This window comes from Clostridium sp. OM05-6BH, assembly GCF_003481635.1.
Classification (GTDB): domain Bacteria; phylum Bacillota; class Clostridia; order Lachnospirales; family Lachnospiraceae; genus Butyribacter.
Window position 1 is genome coordinate 40,624 of record NZ_QULH01000005.1, and the last position, 22,376, is coordinate 62,999.

At 42.7% G+C, this 22,376-nt stretch carries 17 protein-coding genes; 16 read left to right on the plus strand and 1 reads right to left on the minus strand.

What is annotated here, in order from left to right; genetic code table 11:
* The first annotated feature begins 153 nt into the window (after nt 1-153).
* From DXB73_RS06385 to DXB73_RS06440, 12 genes are all read left to right on the plus strand, one after another.
* A complete protein-coding gene (locus DXB73_RS06385; protein ID WP_118690498.1) occupies nt 154-1,047 on the plus strand; it encodes a phosphatidylglycerol lysyltransferase domain-containing protein in 894 nt (297 codons plus the stop codon).
* Nucleotides 1,048-1,362: 315 nt separating this feature from the next.
* Complete coding sequence (locus DXB73_RS06390) at nt 1,363-3,705, plus strand: methyl-accepting chemotaxis protein (protein WP_118690499.1); 2,343 nt, start codon at nt 1,363-1,365, stop codon at nt 3,703-3,705.
* A gap of 28 nt (nt 3,706-3,733) precedes the next feature.
* Nucleotides 3,734-5,596, plus strand: coding sequence for an excinuclease ABC subunit UvrC (uvrC, locus tag DXB73_RS06395; protein ID WP_118507570.1), 1,863 nt, complete (start codon nt 3,734-3,736; stop codon nt 5,594-5,596).
* Between the two features lie 169 nt (nt 5,597-5,765).
* A complete protein-coding gene (gene hprK, locus DXB73_RS06400; RefSeq protein WP_118690500.1) occupies nt 5,766-6,722 on the plus strand; it encodes an HPr(Ser) kinase/phosphatase in 957 nt (318 codons plus the stop codon).
* 34 nt (nt 6,723-6,756) lie between these two features.
* On the plus strand, nt 6,757-7,899 hold the full coding sequence (locus DXB73_RS06405; RefSeq protein ID WP_118507571.1) for an HD domain-containing phosphohydrolase: 1,143 nt from the start codon (nt 6,757-6,759) through the stop codon (nt 7,897-7,899).
* 128 nt (nt 7,900-8,027) lie between these two features.
* Nucleotides 8,028-8,594 carry an aminoacyl-tRNA hydrolase gene (gene pth / locus DXB73_RS06410; protein WP_118690501.1) on the plus strand — a complete coding sequence of 189 codons (567 nt, stop codon included), beginning with the start codon at nt 8,028-8,030 and terminating at the stop codon, nt 8,592-8,594.
* A 15-nt stretch (nt 8,595-8,609) separates the two neighbouring features.
* Nucleotides 8,610-12,239, plus strand: coding sequence for a transcription-repair coupling factor (gene mfd / locus DXB73_RS06415; protein WP_118690502.1), 3,630 nt, complete (start codon nt 8,610-8,612; stop codon nt 12,237-12,239).
* A gap of 9 nt (nt 12,240-12,248) precedes the next feature.
* Nucleotides 12,249-13,274, plus strand: a complete 1,026-nt coding sequence (locus tag DXB73_RS06420) for a peptidyl-prolyl cis-trans isomerase (protein ID WP_118690503.1) — start codon at nt 12,249-12,251, stop codon at nt 13,272-13,274.
* 15 nt (nt 13,275-13,289) lie between these two features.
* Entirely contained in the window at nt 13,290-13,748 is a 459-nt protein-coding gene (locus DXB73_RS06425) for a chemotaxis protein CheX (RefSeq protein ID WP_118507575.1), read from the plus strand.
* Nucleotides 13,749-13,751: 3 nt separating this feature from the next.
* Nucleotides 13,752-14,480 (plus strand): TrmH family RNA methyltransferase, encoded by a 729-nt coding sequence (locus DXB73_RS06430; protein ID WP_118690504.1) that lies wholly within the window; start codon nt 13,752-13,754, stop codon nt 14,478-14,480.
* 63 nt (nt 14,481-14,543) lie between these two features.
* The gene (locus tag DXB73_RS06435) at nt 14,544-15,698 is read left to right on the plus strand and encodes a CobW family GTP-binding protein (RefSeq protein WP_118690604.1); all 1,155 of its coding nucleotides are present in this window, start codon (nt 14,544-14,546) and stop codon (nt 15,696-15,698) included.
* Nucleotides 15,699-15,764: 66 nt separating this feature from the next.
* A complete protein-coding gene (locus DXB73_RS06440) occupies nt 15,765-16,742 on the plus strand; it encodes a GTP-binding protein (protein WP_118690505.1) in 978 nt (325 codons plus the stop codon).
* A 73-nt stretch (nt 16,743-16,815) separates the two neighbouring features.
* Here DXB73_RS06440 and DXB73_RS06445 read toward each other — a convergent pair whose 3' ends face one another.
* The gene (locus DXB73_RS06445) at nt 16,816-17,865 is read right to left on the minus strand and encodes an AI-2E family transporter (RefSeq protein ID WP_118690506.1); all 1,050 of its coding nucleotides are present in this window, start codon (nt 17,863-17,865) and stop codon (nt 16,816-16,818) included.
* A 320-nt stretch (nt 17,866-18,185) separates the two neighbouring features.
* Between DXB73_RS06445 and DXB73_RS06450 the strand changes: the two genes are divergently transcribed.
* From DXB73_RS06450 to DXB73_RS06465, 4 genes are all read left to right on the plus strand, one after another.
* A complete protein-coding gene (locus DXB73_RS06450; RefSeq protein WP_243103983.1) occupies nt 18,186-19,544 on the plus strand; it encodes an MATE family efflux transporter in 1,359 nt (452 codons plus the stop codon).
* Between the two features lie 97 nt (nt 19,545-19,641).
* The gene (locus DXB73_RS06455; protein WP_182448208.1) at nt 19,642-20,241 is read left to right on the plus strand and encodes a VanZ family protein; all 600 of its coding nucleotides are present in this window, start codon (nt 19,642-19,644) and stop codon (nt 20,239-20,241) included.
* A 174-nt stretch (nt 20,242-20,415) separates the two neighbouring features.
* Nucleotides 20,416-20,571, plus strand: coding sequence for an EamA family transporter (locus DXB73_RS06460; protein ID WP_118690508.1), 156 nt, complete (start codon nt 20,416-20,418; stop codon nt 20,569-20,571).
* A gap of 207 nt (nt 20,572-20,778) precedes the next feature.
* Nucleotides 20,779-22,263: a methyl-accepting chemotaxis protein gene (locus DXB73_RS06465; RefSeq protein WP_118690509.1), complete on the plus strand. Its 1,485-nt coding sequence runs from the start codon at nt 20,779-20,781 to the stop codon at nt 22,261-22,263.
* Nucleotides 22,264-22,376 lie beyond the last annotated feature (113 nt).

The following is a 22,376-nucleotide window of genomic DNA, read 5'->3' on the forward strand; positions in this document are numbered from 1 at the left end:
GTTTTTCTTTGGGACTTTGTATATTATATCGGCAAGGGAGACAGAAAACATAAGTATTGTTGATGTTTTGAATTTTTCATGGTAACATGAGGAGAATTAAGAGTAAGATAAGAGTAGAAAACGAGGTGAAACAACGGGAAACCGTTATGAGTTATGCAGGAAAGAATACGATATCATAAAATTAATTTGGAAGATAGAGAGCTTATGATGACCATGTATGCACAGGATCCACGAAGAACTTGTGAACATTGTTTTGCTAATAATTATTTGTGGCAAAGTGTATATCCGGCAGAAATGGCAGAATTTGATGGCTGCATCAGTGTGCGGTTTTATGATGGCGCCGATCTGTATTATGATTTTCCGTCCGGACCGGGAGATAAGAAACAGGCTTTGGAACGTATTTTGGAATGGACTAAAAGACAGGATGCATTGCGGTTTTACGGTTTGTTGCGGGATGAGGTTGAATTGTTAGAAAAATGGCATCCGGGGGAATTTATCATTACGCCGGAACGGGATATTTACGATTATATTTATGAGACAGAACGTTTGACGACGTTAGCAGGTAAAAAACTGCATGGAAAGCGTGGCCACATTCACCGTTTTGAGGAAAATCATGACTGGCGATATGAGTCGTTGGGACCGGATAATTGGCAGGCTTGTCTGCAGATGAATCAAATTTGGAAGCGCAAGCGTGCTGATAAATGGGATCCTGATATGGAAGAAGAATTTCAAGTTGTGAATCAGGCATTGCAGCATTATGACAAATTGGGAATGGTTGGAGGTGTGCTTTGGGCAGATAGAGAAGTTGTGGCCTTTACGATGGGAGAATCGCTTGGTGGAGATACGTTGGCGGTCCATTTTGAAAAAGCATTTCCGGAGATCCAAGGAGCATATCCGATGATCAACCAGCAGTTTGTAAAGCATGAATGCCAGCAGTACCGCTATATTAATCGAGAAGATGATGCCGGAGCAGAAGGGCTGCGCAAAGCAAAAATGTCTTATGTTCCTGATATTTTATTGGAAAAGTATATGGTAGTGCGTAAATAGCAGAATATTCGGTATAAGACGATATTGCAACACGGAACGTTTATTTAAAACTGCAAAATATCTGTTTATTGCAGACAGAATAAGCAATATGTGATGAAGTGACAATTTTCGTTGCTTGAAGTTTGAATGAAATTTTTTACAATTTTCTTACAATTTTAGTTGCAATTTGTAAGGAATGCTGATATACTATAGTCAGTCGTTAAGATAGCGACTAGATATACCCCTCAAACCCCTCTCCTCATCAGAGCATATCATGTGTTTTGGTGAGGAATTTTTTTTCAGAGGGAAATACATTCCGAAATAAGGAGGAAGCGTATGGATCGTGCAGATAAAAAAACGGTAGATGAAGTGAAGACTACAGATGTGGTGGAAGAACCAATGGTAGACGAAGTGAATACTACAGACGAGGTGGAAGAACCAATGGTAGACAAAGAGAAGATTACAGATGCGGTGGAAGAACCTGCGGCAGATGAAGCGAAGGCTACAGATGCGGTGGAAGAACCGGTAGCAGATGAAGTGGAGACTACAGATGCGGTGGAAGAACCGGTAGCAGATGAAGTGGAGACTACAGATGCGGTGGAAGAACCGGCGGCAGATGAAGTGGAGACTACAGATGCGGTGGAAGAACCGGCAGCAGATGAAGTGGAGACTACAGATGCGGTGGATGAACCGGCAATAGATGAAGTGGAGACTACAGATGCGGTGGATGAACCAGCGATAGATGAAGTGAAGACTGATAAACAGAAAAGAAAAGAAGAGAAGCGTTTAGCAAAACAGCGCAAGAAGAATGAGAAGAGGCAGGCGAAAGAAGCCGCTAAGATAGAGAAAGCTAAGAAAGCTGCAGACAAGGTGAAAGCAACAGCGGAAGAGTCTGCGGAGAAGGTGAAGAAGTCTGCGGAGAAATCTGCAGAAAAGGCAAAGGAGCTCGGAGAAAGAGCAAAGGAAGTCGCTGAGCAGGAGAAGACGAGAGCGCAGCAGGTTGGCTTTGTATCTTCATTGAAGTTTAGAGTGTCTATACTTGTAATTCTGGCAGTTGTGCTGACCGGTGCGATCATGCTGTTGATCGTAGTGCCTGAAGCAGAATCGGCAATTCAAGTCGAGACGGAGCATTACATGCACGATATGGTAACTGCGAACGGTATTTCTTTGGATCAATTTATTGCGGCAGGTAACCTGAACAATAAAATTTCTATGAAGAATACATTTGGTAATGTAGCTTTGCAGGGCGTTGATTCCAGTTATGCATATATTGTATCCGGAAGCGACGGCATGATGCTTTGCCACCCGGAAGGGGAAAAGGTTGGACAACCGGTAGAGAATGCAGTGATCAAAAAGGTCGTAGAAGATATTCAGATGGGATCCAGACCTGAGACAAGTGTTGTTGAGTATAAATATAAAGGAACAGCAAAGATGGCAGCATATTATGTCACCAAAAAAGAGCCGACGGTTCTTGTCATTACAGCGGATAAGGATGACATTTTAGCACCGATCAACCATATGATAAAGACCGGAACGGTAGCATTTGTTATTGTTGTTGTTATATTCGCATTTTTGGCAGCATTTATCACGGGCAGAATGACAAGACCGCTGATCATGATCTCAAAAATTGTGGAAAAGATGTCCAGAATGGACTTTACAGAAAACAAGGCTGCAGAACGTTTGCTAAAGCGAAAGGATGAAACCGGCATGATGAGCCGTTCAGTTGCATCGCTTCGTAAAGAAATGGTTCTGATGATACAGGACATTCAGGCACAAAGTAATAGTCTGTTCAATGCGTCTGAAAGCTTGGATAAAGATGCCGCCCATACAGCACGTGCGATCGAGCAGGTAGAAAGTGCTGTGGGTGATATCGCCAGTGGTGCGACAAATCAGGCTGATGAGACACAGAGTGCGACAGAAAATGTCATTACGATGGGCAATATGATCGAAGAAACGAATTCCGTTGCAGAAGCATTACATAAGAATTCAAAGCAGATGCAAGAGTCCAGTAATCAGGCAATGTCCATTTTGAAAGAGTTGATGGAAGTGAATGACCAGACCAAGCTTTCCATCGATGAGATTTATGAGCAGACCAATATTACGAATGCTTCCGCGCAGAAGATCAAGGCAGCGACAGATATTATCGCATCAATTGCAGAAGAGACCAATTTGTTGTCACTGAATGCATCTATTGAAGCAGCACGTGCCGGCGAGCAGGGACGTGGTTTCGCTGTGGTTGCTTCTCAGATTCAGAAGCTGGCAGAGCAGTCAAATGATTCAGCCAAACAGATTGATGATATTACAAATGTTTTGATACAAGACTCGACGCATGCCGTGGATACTATGCAGGGAGTACAACAGATCATGGCTGTTCAGAGCGATAAGATGCAGCAGACAGAGAAACGCTTTGCGGATGTCTACGAAGGTGTTGAGAAGGCGATCGGAGGTGTTGTTACGATTTCCGGACGAACAGAAAGCTTGGATGATTCCAGAAGTAAGGTCGTTGATGTCGTGCAGAATCTTTCTGCCATTGCTGAGCAGAATGCAGCCAGCAGTCAGGAGACATCTGCATCAGTTGTGGAAGTCAGCAACACATTGGCGAACATATCTGATAGTGCAGCAGGTTTGAAGGAGATCGCTTATCAGTTAGACCAGAGTGTAAAGAAGATTAAATTGTAATTTGAATTAGAATTTTAAGGAGACGCCCATGTTTGATTTGCAGGAAGAGTTAAAAAAACTGCCCGCCAAACCGGGCGTCTATTTAATGCACGACAAAAAAGATGCTATTATTTATGTGGGCAAAGCGGTTAGTTTGAAAAATCGTGTGCGACAGTATTTTCAGGCGAGCAGAAAAGTATCGCCCAAGATTGAAAAAATGATTTCGCAGATTGATCATTTTGAGTATATCATTACGGATTCCGAGGTGGAGGCGCTGGTACTCGAAAACAACCTGATCAAGGAGCATCGTCCAAAGTATAATACGATGTTAAAAGATGATAAAACATATCCGTTTATCAAAGCAACCGTATATGAAGAGTATCCGCGGTTGATTTATTCGCGGGAGCAGAGGCGGGATAAATGTAAATATTTTGGCCCGTTTACCAGTGCAGGGTCTGCAAGAGATATGTTGGATCTGGTTCATAAAATCTATCAGATACGAACATGCAATCGTGTGCTGCCAAGAGATACCGGTAAAGAACGACCGTGCTTGAATTATCATATTAAGCAGTGCCAGGCACCATGTCAGGGATATGTGACTCCGGAACAGTATCAGCAAAATTTCAGCAAGGCACTGAAACTTTTGGAAGGAGATTTCTCAGAGGTTTTAGAAATGCTGGAAGCAAAGATGGCGAAAGCAGTCGAGGAACTCGCCTTTGAAGAAGCGGCTTCCTGCCGCGATCTGATCGCCAGTGTCAAAAAAGTTGCAGTGCATCAGAAAGTTACAGATTTTGGCGGGGTTGACCGCGATGTGATCGCTATGGCGCAGACTGATCTGGAAGCGGTCATTCAAGTGTTTTTTATTCGCGAGGGCAAATTGATCGGTCGGGATCATTATCATTTAAAAGGGATAGACGGTGATGCACCGGAAGAGTTAGTGCAGTCGTTTATCAAACAGTTTTATGCAGGAACACCTTTTATTCCGCGAGAACTCATGGTAGAATATGAATTAGAAGAAAAAGACCTGATCTCGGATTGGCTGTCGGAACGTCGTGGTGGAAAGGTATCTATTCTTGCACCCAAAAAGGGACAGAAAGAGCGTTTAGTCGAGCTGGCGCATAAGAATGCAGCGCTGGTTTTGACGCAAGATGCAGAAAAGCTGCGGAGAGAAGAAGAACGTACATTAGGGGCAATGCAGGAGATCGCAGATCTGTTAGGCATGTCTGAAGTAAAGCGGGTGGAATCATATGATATATCGAATATCAGTGGATTTCAGTCGGTTGGCTCTATGGTTGTTTTTGAAAACGGAAAGCCGAAGCGCAGCGATTACCGTAAGTTCCGCATTAAGACGGTGCAAGGCCCGGATGATTATGCCAGCATGGAAGAGGTGCTTGGAAGAAGATTTCGTCACGGTCTGGAGGAACGACAACAGATAGATCAAGGGGAAAAAGTAACGGGAGGCTTTACGGTGTTCCCGGATTTGATCATGATGGATGGCGGGAAAGGCCAAGTGAATGTTGCAGAGTCTGTTTTGAGGGAGCTAGGAATAGTGATACCGGTCTGCGGCATGGTGAAAGATGACAGGCATCGCACCCGTGGATTGTATTTTCAGGGGAGTGAGATACCGGTCAATACATGCAGTGAAGGATTTCATTTAATGACACGCATTCAAGATGAAGTGCATCGTTTTGCCATTGAGTATCACCGCTCTTTACGTAGTAAAGTGCAAGTCAGATCCATATTGGATGACATTGCGGGGATTGGGGCGAAGCGTCGCAAACAGTTGATGAAGCGGTTTGTTTCACTTGATGCGATCAAGGCAGCTTCCGTAGAGCAATTGGCTGAAGTTGAGTCCATGAATGAACAGGCAGCACAAAATGTATATGAGTTTTTTCATAAGAAAGACTCATAACAAAATAGATGATTTTCTGTCAGTTGACAGGGATTGTCAGCAAGCTGTATAGGAATTTGCAGCAATCTGTATAGGGATTGCCAGCAAGCTGTATAGAAATTTGCAGCAGGGTGGCAGGAATTTGCGGGATGCAGGGAATATGCACTATGGTTAGAAAGGTTGGTAGAATATGCAGAATGCAGAGTACAGTGTCGCATTGACACATTTAGTAGACAAATTAAAATTAGAAAACTGTACACCGAATGTACCTATTGAGGACGTGAAAGTGACGCAATCGGATGTTAATCGACCGGCTTTGCAATTGGCAGGGTTCTTTGACTATTTTGATTCTAACCGGATTCAGATCATTGGGCAGGTGGAATATACTTATATGGAGCAAAAAGGTGTAGAATACAGTGTCCAAATGTTAGAAGAGATTTTGTGTGGCAATGAGAAGTCACCCAAACCACCATGTATCGTTTTTTGCCGTAACCTTCCGGTGGATGACCGTCTGATCGAATTGGCAACGAAATATCAGGTGCCGATCTTACGTACCAAGCGTGCTACGAATGAATTTATGGCGGATCTGATCCAGTGCCTTAACTATAATATGGCACCGCGCTGTACGGTTCACGGCGTGCTGGTAGATATTTACGGAGAAGGCATTTTGATCATGGGAGAAAGCGGTATCGGTAAGTCGGAAGTCGCATTGGAGTTGATTCATAGAGGACACCGTCTTGTTTCGGATGATGTGGTAGAGATCAAACGAATCAATGAGAGCACATTGCTCGGCAGCGCACCGGACATTACGAGACATTTTATCGAATTGCGTGGTATCGGTATTATTGACGCAAAATCACTGTTTGGTGTAGAGAGCGTTAAGGATGATCAGAATATTGATCTGGTCATTAAGCTTGAGGAATTTAATAAAGAACAGGATTATGATCGTCTTGGCCTGGAGGAGCAGTATACGGAATTTCTTGGCAACAAGGTTGTGTGCCACTCTATTCCGATCCGCCCCGGTCGTAATATTGCGATCATCTGTGAGTCGGCAGCAGTTAACCACAGACAGAAAAAGATGGGTTATAACGCAGCTTGGGAGCTGTATAACCGAGTAACGAACAATCTAGCAGAAAAAAATAAATAAAGCGCAGATCTAATGCGTAGATAGGAGGGCTGTCATGATTTTTGTAAAAGCAGATGAATTAAAAAAAGGGATGCGTTTGGCAAAACCAATATACAACAAAAATGGAGTTATGTTGTACGAAAGAGATTCCAGACTGACAGAGCAGGGAATCATTAGTATTCAGAACTTTGGACTGATCGGTATTTATGTATTAGAGCCGGCGGAGCCGGTACCACCTATGTCAGCAGAAGATATTGAGTTTGAACGCTATCAGACGATGGCAGTATTTGCAATCAAAGAGATCTTGGATGCAGTCAGCAAACAGAAACCGTCTGCGAAGTTGAATACGTTTGTGACGCAGCTTGTTCAGAAGTATGGTTCTTTGGACCACAAGATAAATTTCATCCAAAATCTTCGCAGCGTGGAAGATTATGTGTATAAACATTCACTGAACACAGCGCTGCTCTGTGCGATGATGGCAAAGCGGATGAATTTGTCCGAGAAAAACCAGACAGATCTGGTGACAGCAGCAGTACTGCATGATATAGGTACCTTATTGATCCCGATCGGATTGCGACGCAAATCGCAGTTGGAATTGACAGAAGAAGATCTCAAAAAGATCAATACGTATTATGTGGCGGCTTATCAGATGTTTAGCAGAGATTATTCGCTTGATGCCGGTGTCAAGATGATATTGTCAGTAGCATTGCGAAGAATCTTTCATGTCGGCGGCAAAGATGATGAAATGGAAAAGAAGAAGATCCCGGAGGTTGAAATATTGCGTACAGCGTATATTTATGACCAGTTGACGGCAATGAACATACAAGAAGAGCCAACATCAGATGTGCAGGCGATTCGCTTTCTATTAGATGCCGGAAATGGATACGATCGTGTTGCGGTACAGGCGCTGATTCACAGTATTAATATTTTGGAACCGGGTGTATGTGTCGAGCTGACTAACGGTGATAAGGGATTAGTCATTATTCCTGGCATGTACAATGTGCTGCAGCCATATGTACTTTCATTCAGGGATAATCAGGTTTATAATCTGAGTACACCGCATGTCGCTGCACAATTGCAGATCAAAGACATTATGCGCACGATGGATAATCGTCATGTAATGGGAATGGATATGTTAAAGCAGTACAGTGGTGAGGCGGTACATATTGGGGAGTACCGTGATAATAAGACGTACTAGCAATAGCCGACACAACAAACAAATAGCAATATAAGAGCCGGGGGCAGCGAGAAAAAGGCAGTATCGCTGAACCCGGCTTAGGAGATTGTGCGATTGTAATAACAGACAGCATAGAAACGAGGTTAACAATGTATATTATAGTAGGATTAGGAAATCCGGAGCGTAAATATGCCGGAACACGACACAATATTGGATTTTCGGCGATTACGGCGATCAGCGATGCCTACAGCATTTCGATGGACATCAAGAAACACAAGGCGGTATGCGGTAAGGGAATGATCGCAGGGAATAAAGTGCTGTTGGCGATGCCGCAGACATATATGAATCTTAGCGGTGAGAGTGTACGCGAACTGGTGGATTTTTATAAGATCGATCCCGAGGAGGAATTGATCATCATTTATGATGATATCGCATTGGCTCCGGGAAAGCTTCGGGTACGTGCCAAAGGAAGTGCCGGTGGACATAATGGAATCAAGAATATCATTGCGCATTTGGGGTCGCAGCAGTTTTCGCGGATCCGGATCGGCGTGGGAGAGAAACCGGCAGGCTGGGATCTGGCGGACTATGTGTTGGGGAGATTCCCGGCAGAGGAAGAGCCGACGATCCGTACTGCGCTGGAGCAGACGGTAAAGGCATGTGAGACTATTTTGACAGACAGCGTTGAAGCGGCGATGAATCAATTTAACGGAAAGTAAGAGGTTGGGGCAGTGATGGAAACATTATTGGCGCCTTTGGCGGAGATTACGGCGTACCGCAATGCCGAAGAGGCAATACAAAAGCAGCAATTCCCATTGCAGATATCGGGATGCATCGAATCACAAAAGTGCCAATGGATCTATGGACTTACCGGTGAGTCTCTGAAATGGAAAGTGATCATTGCGGCGAATGAGTTGAGGGCACGGGAAATCGCAGAAGACTATCGCATGTTTGACCGGGAAGTTATGTATTATCCGGCGAAAGATGTGATTTTTTTTAGTGCTGATGTACATGGTAATGCACTTAGCACACAGAGACTTAAAGTCAGAGAGGCATTACTGGATCGCAAAGGGGGAACCATTGTCACCTCGATCGATGCCGGCATGGAGTTCGTACTATCGCAAAAGATCTATGAGCAGGCGAAGCAGCAGGTAGCGGAAGGGGAGACATATGATCTTGAGACTCTTTGCAAAAATCTAGTCAATATGGGTTATGTGAGACAGGCACAGGTTGAGATGCCTGGAGATTTTTCTGTGCGCGGAGGAATTTTGGATGTATTTCCGGTAACGGAGGACTGCCCATATCGTATTGAGTTTTGGGATGATGAGATTGACACGATCCGTTCGTTTGACGTGGAGAGTCAGCGCTCAATTGAACGCATTGCAGAGTTTACCATCTTTCCGGCATCGGAATTAATTTTGACTACTGAGCAAATTGCCGATGGTTTTACAAAAATGGCGAAAGACGCAGCAAAGATCAGCACAAAATTAAAAAAGGCGAAGAAATTCGAAGAAGTGAATCGGTTAAATGATCATTTACAGGAAATAAAAAATGATTACGAACAATATCAGAGCCGTATTGGGTTGGAAGCCTACCTGCCCTATTTTCCGGTGGAAACATTGTCCTTTTTTGATATTATGCCAGAGGAGGAGACAATCTTTTTCTTAGATGAGCCATCCCGCTGTTATGAGAAAGCTCAGGCGGTGGAAACAGAGTTTCGTGACAGTATGGAAAGCAGATTGGAGAAAGGCTATCTTTTGCCAAAGCAGCCGGAGATCTTGCAGGGAATGGATCCTTTATTTGGATTGCTGCAGAACAAGCAGCTTGTTATTTTGTCTTTGCTGGATGGACTGCCAAAGCAGCTTGCGAGCAGGGCGCAGGTGAATGTACAGGTACAGCCGGTGGGGTCCTATAATAAGCATTTTGAACTACTTGTAGACGATATGCTTCGCTGGAGAAAGAATGGATACCGTGTACTGCTCCTTTGTGGATCTCGGACGCGTGCGCAGCGATTAAGTAAAGACTTGGGAGAATATGAAATTCCGGCATTTTATCATGAGAAGCCGGATATGCCGTTGGAAGCCGGACAGGTTATGGTATCGTATGGGTTTATGCGTCATGGATTTGTTTATTCGATGACGAAGTTTGCTGTTGTGACGGAAGGTGATATTTTTGGCACAAAGCAGAAACGGCGTAATGTCAAGAAGAAAAAATACGATGGAAAAGCGATACAGAGCTTTAATGAATTAAGCGTTGGCGATTATGTGATCCATGAGAATCATGGAGTTGGTATTTACAAAGGTATCGAAAAGATTACAGTCGACCATGTGTCGAAGGACTATATTAAGATTGAGTATGGAGACGGCGGAAATCTATATGTTCCTGCATCGGGACTGGATCTGTTGCAGAAATACGCCGGGCGTGAGGCGAAGCAGCCGAAACTAAACCGCTTGTCATCACCGGAATGGAAAAAGACCAAGACACGCGTGCGCAAGGCTGTGCAGGAAGTGGCAAAAGAATTGGTTTTGTTATATGCCAAGCGACAAGAACAAAAAGGATATGCTTATAGTCCGGATACTGTGTGGCAGCAGGAATTTGAGGAGGTTTTCCCATTTGAGGAGACCAAAGATCAGTTGACAGCCATTGCCGCCGTTAAAAAGGACATGGAAAGTGACAAGATCATGGATCGGCTGATCTGCGGGGATGTTGGCTATGGCAAAACAGAGATCGCATTGCGTGCGGCATTTAAGGCGGTAAATGATGGAAAGCAGGTAGCGATGCTTGTTCCAACTACGATCTTAGCGCAGCAGCATTACAACACATTGTGCGAACGACTCGGAGACTTTCCGGTCAAAGTTGAGATGTTATCACGTTTTCGTACTCCGGCACAGCAAAAAAAGTCGATAGATCTACTGCGAAAGGGACAGGTTGATATTATTGTCGGCACACACCGTCTGCTGTCTAAGGACGTGGAATTTAAGAATTTGGGGTTATTGATCGTTGATGAGGAACAGCGATTTGGTGTGACACACAAGGAAAAGATCAAGCAGATGAAAGGAAATGTTGATGTCCTTACGCTTAGTGCAACACCGATCCCACGAACGCTGCATATGAGTTTGACCGGCATTCGGGACATGAGCGTGTTAGAGGAGCCACCGGTAGACCGTCTGCCAATACAGACATTTGTGATGGAGCATAATGATGAGATCATTCGTGAGGCGATCAATCGCGAATTGGGAAGAGGCGGACAGGTGTATTATGTGTATAACCGCGTTGCCCGTATTGCAGAGGTGGCGGCAGAAGTAGCAAAAATGGTGCCGGATGCCAATGTTGTTTTTGCGCATGGGCAGATGAGTGAGCGAGAACTTGAAAAGATCATGATGGCATTTATCAACGGCGAAATAGATGTTTTGGTAGCAACGACGATTATTGAGACCGGATTAGACATTTCGAATGTAAATACGATCATCATTGATCATGCCGATAAGATGGGGCTGTCACAGCTTTATCAGCTTCGCGGTCGTGTCGGAAGATCAAATCGTACAGCATACGCGTTTTTGATGTATCAGCGGGGACGTATGCTCAAAGAGGTAGCGGAGAAGAGATTGGCCGCTATCCGTGAATACACGGAACTGGGTTCCGGGATCAAAGTGGCGATGCGGGATCTGGAGATCCGCGGAGCCGGGAATCTGCTTGGTGAAGCGCAGTCCGGGCATATGGAAGCGGTTGGATATGATCTGTACTGTAAAATGCTCAATGAGGCGGTACTTACACTGAAAGGCGAACAGCCGGAAGAGGAACCGTTTGAGACCAGTTTGGAGCTGCAAGTGGATGCGTTTATTCCGGCAACTTATATTCGTAGTGAATTTCAAAAGCTGGATATGTACAAACGTATCGCCGGGATTGAAAATGCGGAAGAATATGCAGATATGCAGGAAGAAATGATCGATCGATTTGGAGAATTGCCTAATGCGGCTGAGAATTTATTGCGTGTGGCACTGCTTAAAGCGGAAGCACACCGTGCCGGAATCACACAAATTGTGCAAAAAACGAACCAAATTCGATTTTATCTGAAACCAAATGCAAAAATCTCTTCCGTAAACCTTGTAAAAATGGTAGAATCGTATGAGGGCGCTTTTAAGGTGGTACAGGCGGCCAAAAAGGAAGAACAATCCTTTTTTATTTACACGATGAAACCACAACCACAGCCGGCAGGCAAAAGTTATCGCAGCGGATACGGAAGGATCCCTGCTGCGGTGAAGGTACCGTCTGTTTCCAAAACAGTAAGTAAGCAGGAGACAGCAGAAAAATTATTCCAGACAGTGAATCAGTTGATCCGTGAGATCGGAAAAGTCGTGGAGTAACGGAAAGGCATGGTGACTATGATAAAGAAAAGTAAATGGATGGCAGTTGGTTTAAGTATATGCATTGCCGTGGCAGGAGTATGCACGGGCTGTGGCAATTCCAAGATCGGCACAAAAAAGGTAAAGCTTGCGGCAGGAACACCGAATAAGGATTCGATCGTTATGTCAGTGGGCAGTGACGGTGTAGAATATAGCGAGATGATGAACTATGCCTACCTATTAAAAAGACAGTATGAGGGCAATTTTGGAAGTGAGCTATGGAACTATTCGCTGGGCGGCAATAAAACAGTGGGTGCTCAGGCAAAGCAGGAAATCGTCAATATGGTAACACAGCTTAAAGTGATTGCGCAGGCAGCGGATCGTAATGAAGTTTCACTTACCAATGATGAGAAAGACGAGGCAATGCAAAAGGCAGAAAAGATCATGGAAAAGGTGTCTGACAGTGATAAAAAGAAATATTATTTATCCGTTCAGGGACTTAGTAAATTGTATGAAGAAAACGTGCTTGCCAATAAAATGTTTTATGTGGCTACTGACAAGGCAAACACCGATGTGTCAGATGAGGAAGCAAGGCAGGCTGCGATCCAGTATATTGAGATCATGACGAAAGGGATCGGAAGTTCCGGACAGAAGATCGATATGGATGAGAAAGCCAAGGCACAGGCTCTTAAGTGGGCAGAACAGCTGCAGCTTCGTGCAGTTAAGACGAAAGACTTTTTGACATTGGCCAAAGATAATACCGATGCAACAACGCAGGAACTGGTGGTTGGCAAAAGTTCCACCAAATTGGAGAAAGCGGCATTGGATGCGGCGTTAGCCCTCGAAAAGGGTGAAGTCAGCAGTGTTGTAGAGGGAACGCAGGGATATTATATTATATATTGCGTCAATGACAAGGAAGAGGATGCGACACAGGCTCGCAAGGAAGTTATCATTGCAAAACGCCAGAATCGCCTGTTCCAAAAGAAATATAACATCTGGCTCAATAAGTGCGATGTTAATATCAGTGAAGATTTTTGGGATTATTTCCAGTTGTAGGGGGAGGGAGAAAGTTTGAAAGCAGAGCATGTCAATCCATTTATCATATCTGTGTGCAAAGTGATGAAAGATATGTGTATGTTGGATTTAAAAATAGGGACACCATCTCTTAGACAACAGAGTTTCCCGGAAGAAAATTCTTTGATCCGTCTCGGGCTGGTAGGTCAGCTTTCGGGAGAAGTATTGCTTAATTTTGAACCACAGACAGCACTTGGGGTCGTATCTAAAATGATGATGATGCCGGTCAATGCCATTGATGCGATCGGACAGAGTGCAATTTCGGAATTAGGAAATATGGTGGCGGGCAATGCGGCGACGGTATTTGCAAATAATAATATTATGATTGATATTACACCACCGGATTATTGTGTTGGTGCAAGTTATGATGGTGCGGCAACGGAAATGTTTACAATTCCTTTTTCAACAGAAATTGGAGATATGACGATCGATGTGCGCATTGAACAGGAAGGATAAAAGATGGCAGGATATAAGAGATACCGCAAGGATTCCCCGGTTTCCTATGCATTAGGTATAACGCTGACATTTGAACTGTTACGCTTTCAGCCGGACAAGGTGACGAGGGTATATATTCACTCCGGCATGAAAGAGGGGGAAACATTAGACAAACTGCGTAGTTTGTGCAGGGATGCCGGTATAGAAATGGTTCAGACAGACAAAATATTTCATGTATTGTCTCAAAAAGAAAATTGTTACGTGATCGGAGAATTTACGAAATATGAAGGGCAGCTGGAGAAAACAACATCCCACATAGTTTTGGTAAATCCTTCTAATGCCGGCAATATGGGAACGATCATGCGGAGCGCCTTAGGATTTGGTTTGAATCAGATGGCGATCATACGTCCGGCAGTGGATGCCTTTGACCCCAAAGTGGTAAGAGCGTCCATGGGGGCGATTTTTTCGACAAACTTTGTTTACTTTGAGGATTTTGATGAATATCAGGCACAGTTTGGTGAACGGGAATTATATCCATTTATGTTGGACGCCAAGAAAAGTCTGCATGAGATCAGACCACAGGGGACGTTTTCTTTGCTTTTTGGCAACGAAGCGACCGGACTGCCGGATCGCTTTGCACAGATCGGGACAAGTGTGATCATTCCGCATTCCAATCGCATCGACAGTCTGAATCTGCCGATCGCGGCGAGTATTGCGATGTATGAGACAACGAAACAGCAATTTGAGAGTTGACAGGTTTGTTATAATGATAGTTAGAGGCAAATGCAAATGACGATAGAAAGGATTGATGAGACAATGGCAAAGATTGATATTATTTCAGGATTTTTAGGAGCAGGTAAAACGACGTTGATCAAAAAGCTGATCGCAGAAGCATTTGAAGGTGAGAAGTTAGTCTTGATCGAGAACGAGTTCGGTGAGATCGGTATCGATGGTGGATTTTTGAAAGAGGCAGGAATCCAGATTACAGAGATGAATTCCGGTTGCATTTGTTGTTCTTTGGTTGGTGACTTTGGAGAGGCACTCAAAGAGGTGCTTACAAAATATAGTCCGGATCGTGTTATTATTGAACCATCCGGAGTTGGCAAGTTGTCTGATGTGATCAAAGCAGTAAAAAATATTGGTGATGAAGTACAGATCAACAGTACGGCAACGGTTGTAGATGCATCGAAATGCAAGATGTATATGAAGAATTATGGTGAGTTCTACAACAACCAGATCGAATACGCAGGAACAGTAATCTTGAGCCGTACACAGAATGTGTCAGCCGACAAGCTGGATGCTTGTCTGAAGATGATTCGTGAGAAAAACGAGGAAGCATCTATTATTACAACACCATGGGATGATATTCAGGGTAAAAATATCGTAGAGGCTATGGAAAAAGTTAATTCCTTGGAAAAAGAGCTGTTAGAGGAGCATGAACATCATCATCACGATGGCGAGTGTGGATGTGGACATCATCATGATCACGACCATCACGACCACGAGCATGATCACGACGGTGAGTGTGGATGCGGACATCATCATGATCACGACCATCACGACCACGAGCATGATCACGACGGCGAGTGTGGATGCGGACATCATCATGATCACGACCATCATGATCACGAGCATGATCACGACGGTGAGTGTGGATGCGGACATCATCATGACCATCACCATCATCATGCAGATGATGTATTTACAAGCTGGGGCGTTGAGACAGCGCACAAGTTTACGGAGGAAGAACTTACCGAGATTTTGCACAAGTTAGCTGAGACGAAAGACTATGGTGACGTTTTACGTGCAAAGGGTATTGTAGCGGCAGCAGAAGGAGAGTGGTTCCACTTTGATCTGGTACCGGAAGAGACGGAAGTTCGCCGCGGAGCAGCCGACTTTACAGGACGTATTTGTGTTATCGGTGCTGACTTGAAGGAAGATGCGATCAAAGAATTATTCCACGTTGCGTAAAGAGGACTACGATTTACGGCTTCCATTTTAAATGGAAGCTAAACATAGAGTTGATGGAGGTTTTGAATGTTTGGTAAGAAGAAAGAGGAGATGATGGTATACGTCATTATGGGCTTTTTGGAAGCCGGTAAGACGAATCTGATCCGTGACCTTGTCGTGGATGATATGTTTGATGACAAGATCAAAACGATGATTTTGGCATGCGAAGAGGGCGAGTTAGAATATGAACCGGACGTGTTAGAGAAGGCCAACTGCGTTGTGGAATACATCGAAGACGAAGAAGCATTTAATGGAAAGATCATTCAGAAATTTTTGAAAAAACACCGTCCGGACCGCATCATCATTGAATACAACGGTATGTGGCCGACAAAGCATATTCCGGAATTGTATGATGATATGGAAGAAATTTGTTTTGATCGTGAAGTGATCTTTCAGACGATAGATGTAGTTAATGATGAAACATTTGCTTTATATATGAAAAATATGCCATCTATGATGGTAGATCAGTTCCGCGTGGCAGAAATGATCATCATTAACCGCTGTACTGTTGAGAAAACAAATAAGAACTCGATCCGTGGAAGCATAAAAGCGGTCAATCCGCGGGCACAGATCGTCTATGAATCCGCACAGGATGAGTTTTATGAGATGAAAGATCAGATGCCGTTTGATGTCAATGCAGATGTCATTGAAATTAGTGACGATGATTTTGGACTTTGGTATATTGACATGATCGACCATCCGGAAACATATCAGAATAAGACGTTGAAGGTAACAGGTTTGATCCAGAAGCCAAAGGGAATCCCGGCAGGCTTTGCAGTATTTGGACGTTTTGCGATGACCTGCTGTGCAGACGATGTACAGTATATGGGATTTCTGTGCAAAGCAGATGATTGGTCAGAGTTTAAGACAAAGCAGTATGTTACCGTGACGGCCCGATTTGAATACAAATTCATGAAGGAATATGGCGAGGAAGGTCCTGTCTTTTATGCAGAGCAGGTGGAAGCGGCAGAAAAGCCAAAAGAGGAGCTTGTTTATTTCAATTAAGTGAGGCAGCAGTTTATAGAGGATCTGCATATACGCAAGTTGTAGCTTAACAGCTCGAATATGTCGAAAACTCTTAGGCACTGCGCATCCAGATCTGATAGATGGAGCGGATCAACACGACCGCAAATGGGCCGAGAAAGATGCCGCACACACCGTACAATGAAATACCGATGTAAATGGAAGCAAGGGTAAAAAAAGGAAGTGTATTTAAGTTACTTCCAATTAACCTTGCTTCTAATAATTCACGCGTAAATACTGTTAATAAATATGCAGTAAGCAGAACTGCGGCCGCGAAAAAAGAACCATGAAATAATTTTACAAGTCCCCATGGAATCAATATCATCCCACTCCCCAAAATAGGAAATGCATCAAAAATGGAAATAAACAGACCGATCACGATACAATATGGATTGCGGATGAGCAGAAAAGCAATTGTGCAAATAGCCCAATTACAGCCAATAATGATGAGCTGACTTCGCATATAGGCAAATCCGGTATTCCACATGGTATGCCCAAGCTCTGACAAAACCGAAAAATAACGATTTTTGTGGATCATGGTATGCAAATGATCATAGTCTTTGCACAAAACGATGAAACTGACGATAACGATCAGCAAAAATGCGCATACTCGCATCGAGCTTCCCATACATTGCAGCGCTATCCTGCCAATATTTTGATAGAGGTTTGTAAATGATGACGGATCCAGATTGTGAAACTGTTCCTTAGCAAATATTAGGCAACTACCTTTTTGCAGACCTAAATAATAATCCAAATGTCGCAAAATATTATGACAATAGGATTCTATGGATTTTGTATAAATTTGATGATAAATGGACAAATTTGTGAGAAGTAGTTTACATTGCTGAAATAAAAGCCATCCGATCAGCAAAAAAACACCCAAAAAGGCAAGAGAGATCAAGAGTAAGGTGCCATTTGCCGCCAGCCACTTTGGAAGATGACATTTTTTTTGTAAAAATAGGACGATCGGCATTAAGCTCCGCATCAGTGTATATGCGAATAAAAACGGGAAAATAAGGGGTAAAACGTATTTGAAGGACAAAAGAACAGCACCCGATATAAATGTAATAATAAGCAGTTGTCGAAGCAAAGGATGTGCATTCATAACGGATCCTCCTTTCTGCAAACGCAATTTTAGACGGCGGAAGTGCTCTATTTAGTGTGTACAAAAGCAATGATTTCATACAAAAAATAATGTTTACAAAATATTAATAACTATAACATTTCACGTTCATAATTCCACCCTATAATAATAACCATATCAGAGAGTAAATGTCGACTCACTGGTAGCTTAGATTTTTTTTTCATACCTTCTCCTTTAAGGACTGTGTACGCTGCAGTCCTTTTTTTTTGCCCACTGTGGAATGGGGAAATTTGAGTGGATCATTATTGACATATACAATTATTTCATTGGGAGGAATTGAAATGATGGAAAGGACACAGAAACAGACAAAAAATCTGACCGAAGGATCACCGGCAAGATTGATCTTGGAATTTGCGGTTCCAATGTTTTTAGGATTATTGTTTCAGCAGTTTTACAGCATGGTAGACACAATGATCGTTGGTAAATTTTTAGGAATGAAACCATTGGCCGGAGTTGGTGCGACAGGGTCGTTAAACTTTATGGTGATTGGATTTTGTATTGGTGTATGCAATGGATTTGCCATTCCGGTAGCACAGAAACTTGGTGCCAAGGATTATTCTGCACTTCGTCGTTTTGTGGCGAATGCTACATGGCTTTGTCTTGCATTTTCTGTTGTTATGACAGTGATCGTGTCAATTTTGTGCGGAGATATCTTGCGCTTTATGAAAACGCCGGAGGATATTTTTTCCTATACATATTGGTATATGTTGATCATTTTTTTAGGAATACCATGCACTTTTCTGTATAATATATTGGCGGCACTGATCCGCTCTTTGGGAGACAGCAAAACGCCGGTGATCTTTTTGGCATTGGCATCTGTCCTCAATATTGGACTGGATCTCGTATTTATCATTGTATTTCGTATGGGCGTCAAAGGAGCTGCACTGGCGACTGTGCTGGCACAGGGAATCTCCGGGTTGTGTTGTCTGTGGTATATTGGAAAGCATTTTCCAATCCTGCGGGGAACGAAAGAAGAGTGGAAACCGTTGTCAAAGTATATGATGCGTTTATGTGCGGTTGGAATCCCGATGGGAATGCAGTATTCGATCACAGCGATAGGAACACTTGTGATCCAGGCAGCAGTGAACGGTTTTGGATCTACAGTGGTAGCCGGAGTGACGGCAGCGAATAAGCTTGGTAATTTTGTATCCTGTCCGATCGAGGCACTGGGACAGACAATGGCACCATACGTTGGACAAAATATGGGAGCCGGCAAACCGAAGCGTATTGGCAAGGGACTTTTGGCAGCGTCTCTCATGGGTTTTGGCGTGTCTGCAGTGCTGCTTGTCATTGTTTTATTGTTTGGCAAGCCGATGACGTTATTATTTCTTAGTGCAAAGGAAGTGAAAGCCGTAAAATATGCGTATCAGTATATGATCGTAACAACAGCCGGATATTCTTTGCTTACTTTAGTGAATACAGTTCGTTTTACGATACAGGGAATGGGGTATTCGGCGATCGCTATATTGGCCGGGGTGTTTGAAATGGCGGCAAGAACCTTGGCAGGTACGCTTGTAGTAAGTATGATCGGGTTTATGGGTGTTTGTCTGGCAAATGATCTCGCATGGATTTTTGCAGATGCTTTCCTTATTCCGGTATTTTTTGTATTATATAGAAGAGCTAAGAAAAAATATCAATGATCTGCTTATATCATAAGAAGTAGACGGATGATCTGCTGCATCTGGATGAGAGAAGAATGTGTCAATGACAGGTGTATTAAGGGGAGGAGAGAAGGTTATGCTGATTAAATTATATTTACAGGAGGCTGTTCAAAGAGCGTTTCTTGTTGCGGTTGTTTATATCGTATTAAAAGGAATTTATTTGGCAATGATGAAAAAGGAAGTGTATGTCGGCAAAGAAATATTGTATTGTGTTACATTGACTTATATGGTTACTTTGTTGGGCTATACTATGCTGCCAAACATACATATGGGAATAGAATCCAGTGGGAAATTTTATTTTATTTGTGATAGGTGGGGAAATGGAAGGATCAATTTCATACCCTTCAAAACAATAGGTACATTTTTGTTTCAATCAGAAAATGCCAATGTATCTCATTGGAAGGATGTTTCAGACTTAAATCTGCTTGCCAATATCGGATTATTTGTCCCATATGGAGTAATAGCGTGGTTTTTTCCTTGGTATCAGAAATCACTCAAACGTATTACCGGTAGTGGCGTTTTGCTTTCTATAATTATAGAGATGGAACAAATCTTTATACAAAGAGGAACGGATATCGACGATGTCATACTAAATACGTTGGGTGTGTTGATCGGCGGGACAATTGCAATGCTGGGATCTAAATATGTGTGGCCATTATTCCGTAACAGATTATAACATATCTAATAAAATGTGGTTATAATAACGTAATAAAGAAAAAAGATCCGTTATACTTTTTATCGTAAATGATAAAAAACACTAGATAAAATGGGAATAGTGGCATGTTAACTGCTATTCTCATTGTTTAAAAACTGAGAAAAGATATTCTAAAGGAGATACGTTTATATCTATATGGTTCCGGTGATAACGGTCATTACTTCTGTACTAATTTTACATGAGAAACTGACCTTATTAGCCGAAATAGGAACGGTACTTACTTTGATAGGATTATTTCTGTCGGAGTATAAGCCGGAAAGAAATAGGACTAAAAATGGGTTTACAAAATGAAAAGTGCGTCAAATGGATTGCATATAAATGGGGTATTCTCTTGTCTTCACATAGAAAAAGTGACCGGTGCCGATAAAAAAATCTTGAAATCAACATAATCTGCGATATAATAAAACTGGTATGGTACTGTAAACAGAAATAATTATTTGTTGTATGCAAGGTTATGAAGGTATAGGAAAATTTATAAGGAGAACGAGGAGGAAAAATATGACAGAAAATCAATATCAGAGAGCAAACAGGATGGTACTGATCACGATTCTGATAGTATTTGGGTTTATTGCAGTAACAGTCTTAGCGGCATTAGGAGTTTCAAAGGGAGAACGGGCAGGCAGGATTATAATACAGTTTATCACAGCGTTGGTTGTTATGACTGCATCAATCGCAGCATACATAATGAAAAAGAAAACACATATATGTGAGGTTCTATTATCAGTAAATATAGCGATTGGATATGTTGTTGTTGTATTACTGAATTCTACGGATACCGTGTGGACATATGGAATTCCGATGATTATTTCCGTTATGGTTTATCTTAATAAAAGATTGATGTATTGTGCCAATGGTTTAGTTATATTAGCAAATGTTGTGCGATTAATAAGGGATTTTGACAGTAGCAATTCGGAACTGTTATCAAGCAGGATATTAGCTATCCTTGTAATCATTCTTGTGACGATCATATCGATCAATATAGCGAATCTATTGATTCAGTATTTTGGCGAGAAGGTATCCCAGATTGAGGAGGCGGCTGCAAAACAGAATGAAAGCAATACGAAAATGGTTGCTATTGCGGATAATATTTCTGACGAGTTTGAAAAAGCGATGACTATGCTGAATGAACTTGAGAAAAGTATAGATATCAGCCACAGCTCTATGGGGGATATCGCAGACAGCACGGAAAGTACGGCAGAGGCAATCCAGAGACAGGCGGTTATGTGTTCTGAGATTCAGGAAAACACGGATATGGCGGAAAAAGAAATTAATCAGATGATAAGTGCATCTGACAAGACAGATGAATCGGTAAATAACAGCAAGGTGGTTGTTGGTCAATTAAAAGAACAGGCACAGAATGTACAGGACGCAAGTAATATCATTGTTGATGTAATAAGTGGTCTTACAGAGAAGGTTAATGATGTACAGAATTTTGTTGGTGATATCGTTAATATATCCGCAAGGACAAATCTTCTTGCACTGAATGCGTCGATTGAGGCAGCCCGCGCAGGAGAAGCGGGAAAGGGGTTTGCGGTCGTTGCGGAGGAAATCCGTCAGCTTTCGGAACAGACCAAGAAGGCTTCTGAAAGTATTACAAATATCATACAGAAGCTGAACGAAGATACCCAAAAAGCGAACGAGAGTATCAATGAATCTGTGTTATCCGTTGATAAACAGAACGCACTTATTGATGAAACAGAAAAAACATTTGTTGAAGTAGGCAATACAATGGATGTGCTGATGTCAAGCATACATGTTGCAGAGCAGAGCATCAATAAAATACTTGATTCAACGTCAGTGATATCGGATAATATATCACATCTGTCGGCAACAGGAGAAGAGGTTGCGGCTGCATCTGCGGAGGGCATCAAGGTATCAGATTCCACGGTAGAGGGCATGAATGATTGTAAAATAATACTCAACAATATATATGAGCTTGCCAATGAATTAAAAGCTTCTGTTGAGACGAAGGATATTTATTAGAGAGAAAAAGTGCACAAGAAAAAGTACGGTGCATAACGGAAGGAACACATTTTATGGAACGGAAGCTATGATGTGTGCCATGATGACAATCATTTGTTGTGACGGATGAAGTG

What these genes read in the sequence shown, in the direction of transcription:
- DXB73_RS06455 (WP_182448208.1), top strand. Translation starts at nt 19,642, where the DNA reads ATGCTGATTAAATTATATTTACAGGAGGCTGTTCAAAGAGCGTTTCTT.
- pth (WP_118690501.1), top strand. Translation starts at nt 8,028, where the DNA reads ATGTATATTATAGTAGGATTAGGAAATCCGGAGCGTAAATATGCCGGA.
- DXB73_RS06385 (WP_118690498.1), top strand. Translation starts at nt 154, where the DNA reads ATGCAGGAAAGAATACGATATCATAAAATTAATTTGGAAGATAGAGAG.
- DXB73_RS06390 (WP_118690499.1), top strand. Translation starts at nt 1,363, where the DNA reads ATGGATCGTGCAGATAAAAAAACGGTAGATGAAGTGAAGACTACAGAT.
- DXB73_RS06440 (WP_118690505.1), top strand. Translation starts at nt 15,765, where the DNA reads ATGTTTGGTAAGAAGAAAGAGGAGATGATGGTATACGTCATTATGGGC.
- DXB73_RS06450 (WP_243103983.1), top strand. Translation starts at nt 18,186, where the DNA reads ATGATGGAAAGGACACAGAAACAGACAAAAAATCTGACCGAAGGATCA.
- DXB73_RS06420 (WP_118690503.1), top strand. Translation starts at nt 12,249, where the DNA reads ATGGTGACTATGATAAAGAAAAGTAAATGGATGGCAGTTGGTTTAAGT.
- uvrC (WP_118507570.1), top strand. Translation starts at nt 3,734, where the DNA reads ATGTTTGATTTGCAGGAAGAGTTAAAAAAACTGCCCGCCAAACCGGGC.
- hprK (WP_118690500.1), top strand. Translation starts at nt 5,766, where the DNA reads ATGCAGAATGCAGAGTACAGTGTCGCATTGACACATTTAGTAGACAAA.
- DXB73_RS06445 (WP_118690506.1), bottom strand. Translation starts at nt 17,865, where the DNA reads ATGAATGCACATCCTTTGCTTCGACAACTGCTTATTATTACATTTATA.
- DXB73_RS06435 (WP_118690604.1), top strand. Translation starts at nt 14,544, where the DNA reads ATGGCAAAGATTGATATTATTTCAGGATTTTTAGGAGCAGGTAAAACG.
- DXB73_RS06465 (WP_118690509.1), top strand. Translation starts at nt 20,779, where the DNA reads ATGACAGAAAATCAATATCAGAGAGCAAACAGGATGGTACTGATCACG.
- DXB73_RS06430 (WP_118690504.1), top strand. Translation starts at nt 13,752, where the DNA reads ATGGCAGGATATAAGAGATACCGCAAGGATTCCCCGGTTTCCTATGCA.
- DXB73_RS06460 (WP_118690508.1), top strand. Translation starts at nt 20,416, where the DNA reads ATGGTTCCGGTGATAACGGTCATTACTTCTGTACTAATTTTACATGAG.
- mfd (WP_118690502.1), top strand. Translation starts at nt 8,610, where the DNA reads ATGGAAACATTATTGGCGCCTTTGGCGGAGATTACGGCGTACCGCAAT.
- DXB73_RS06405 (WP_118507571.1), top strand. Translation starts at nt 6,757, where the DNA reads ATGATTTTTGTAAAAGCAGATGAATTAAAAAAAGGGATGCGTTTGGCA.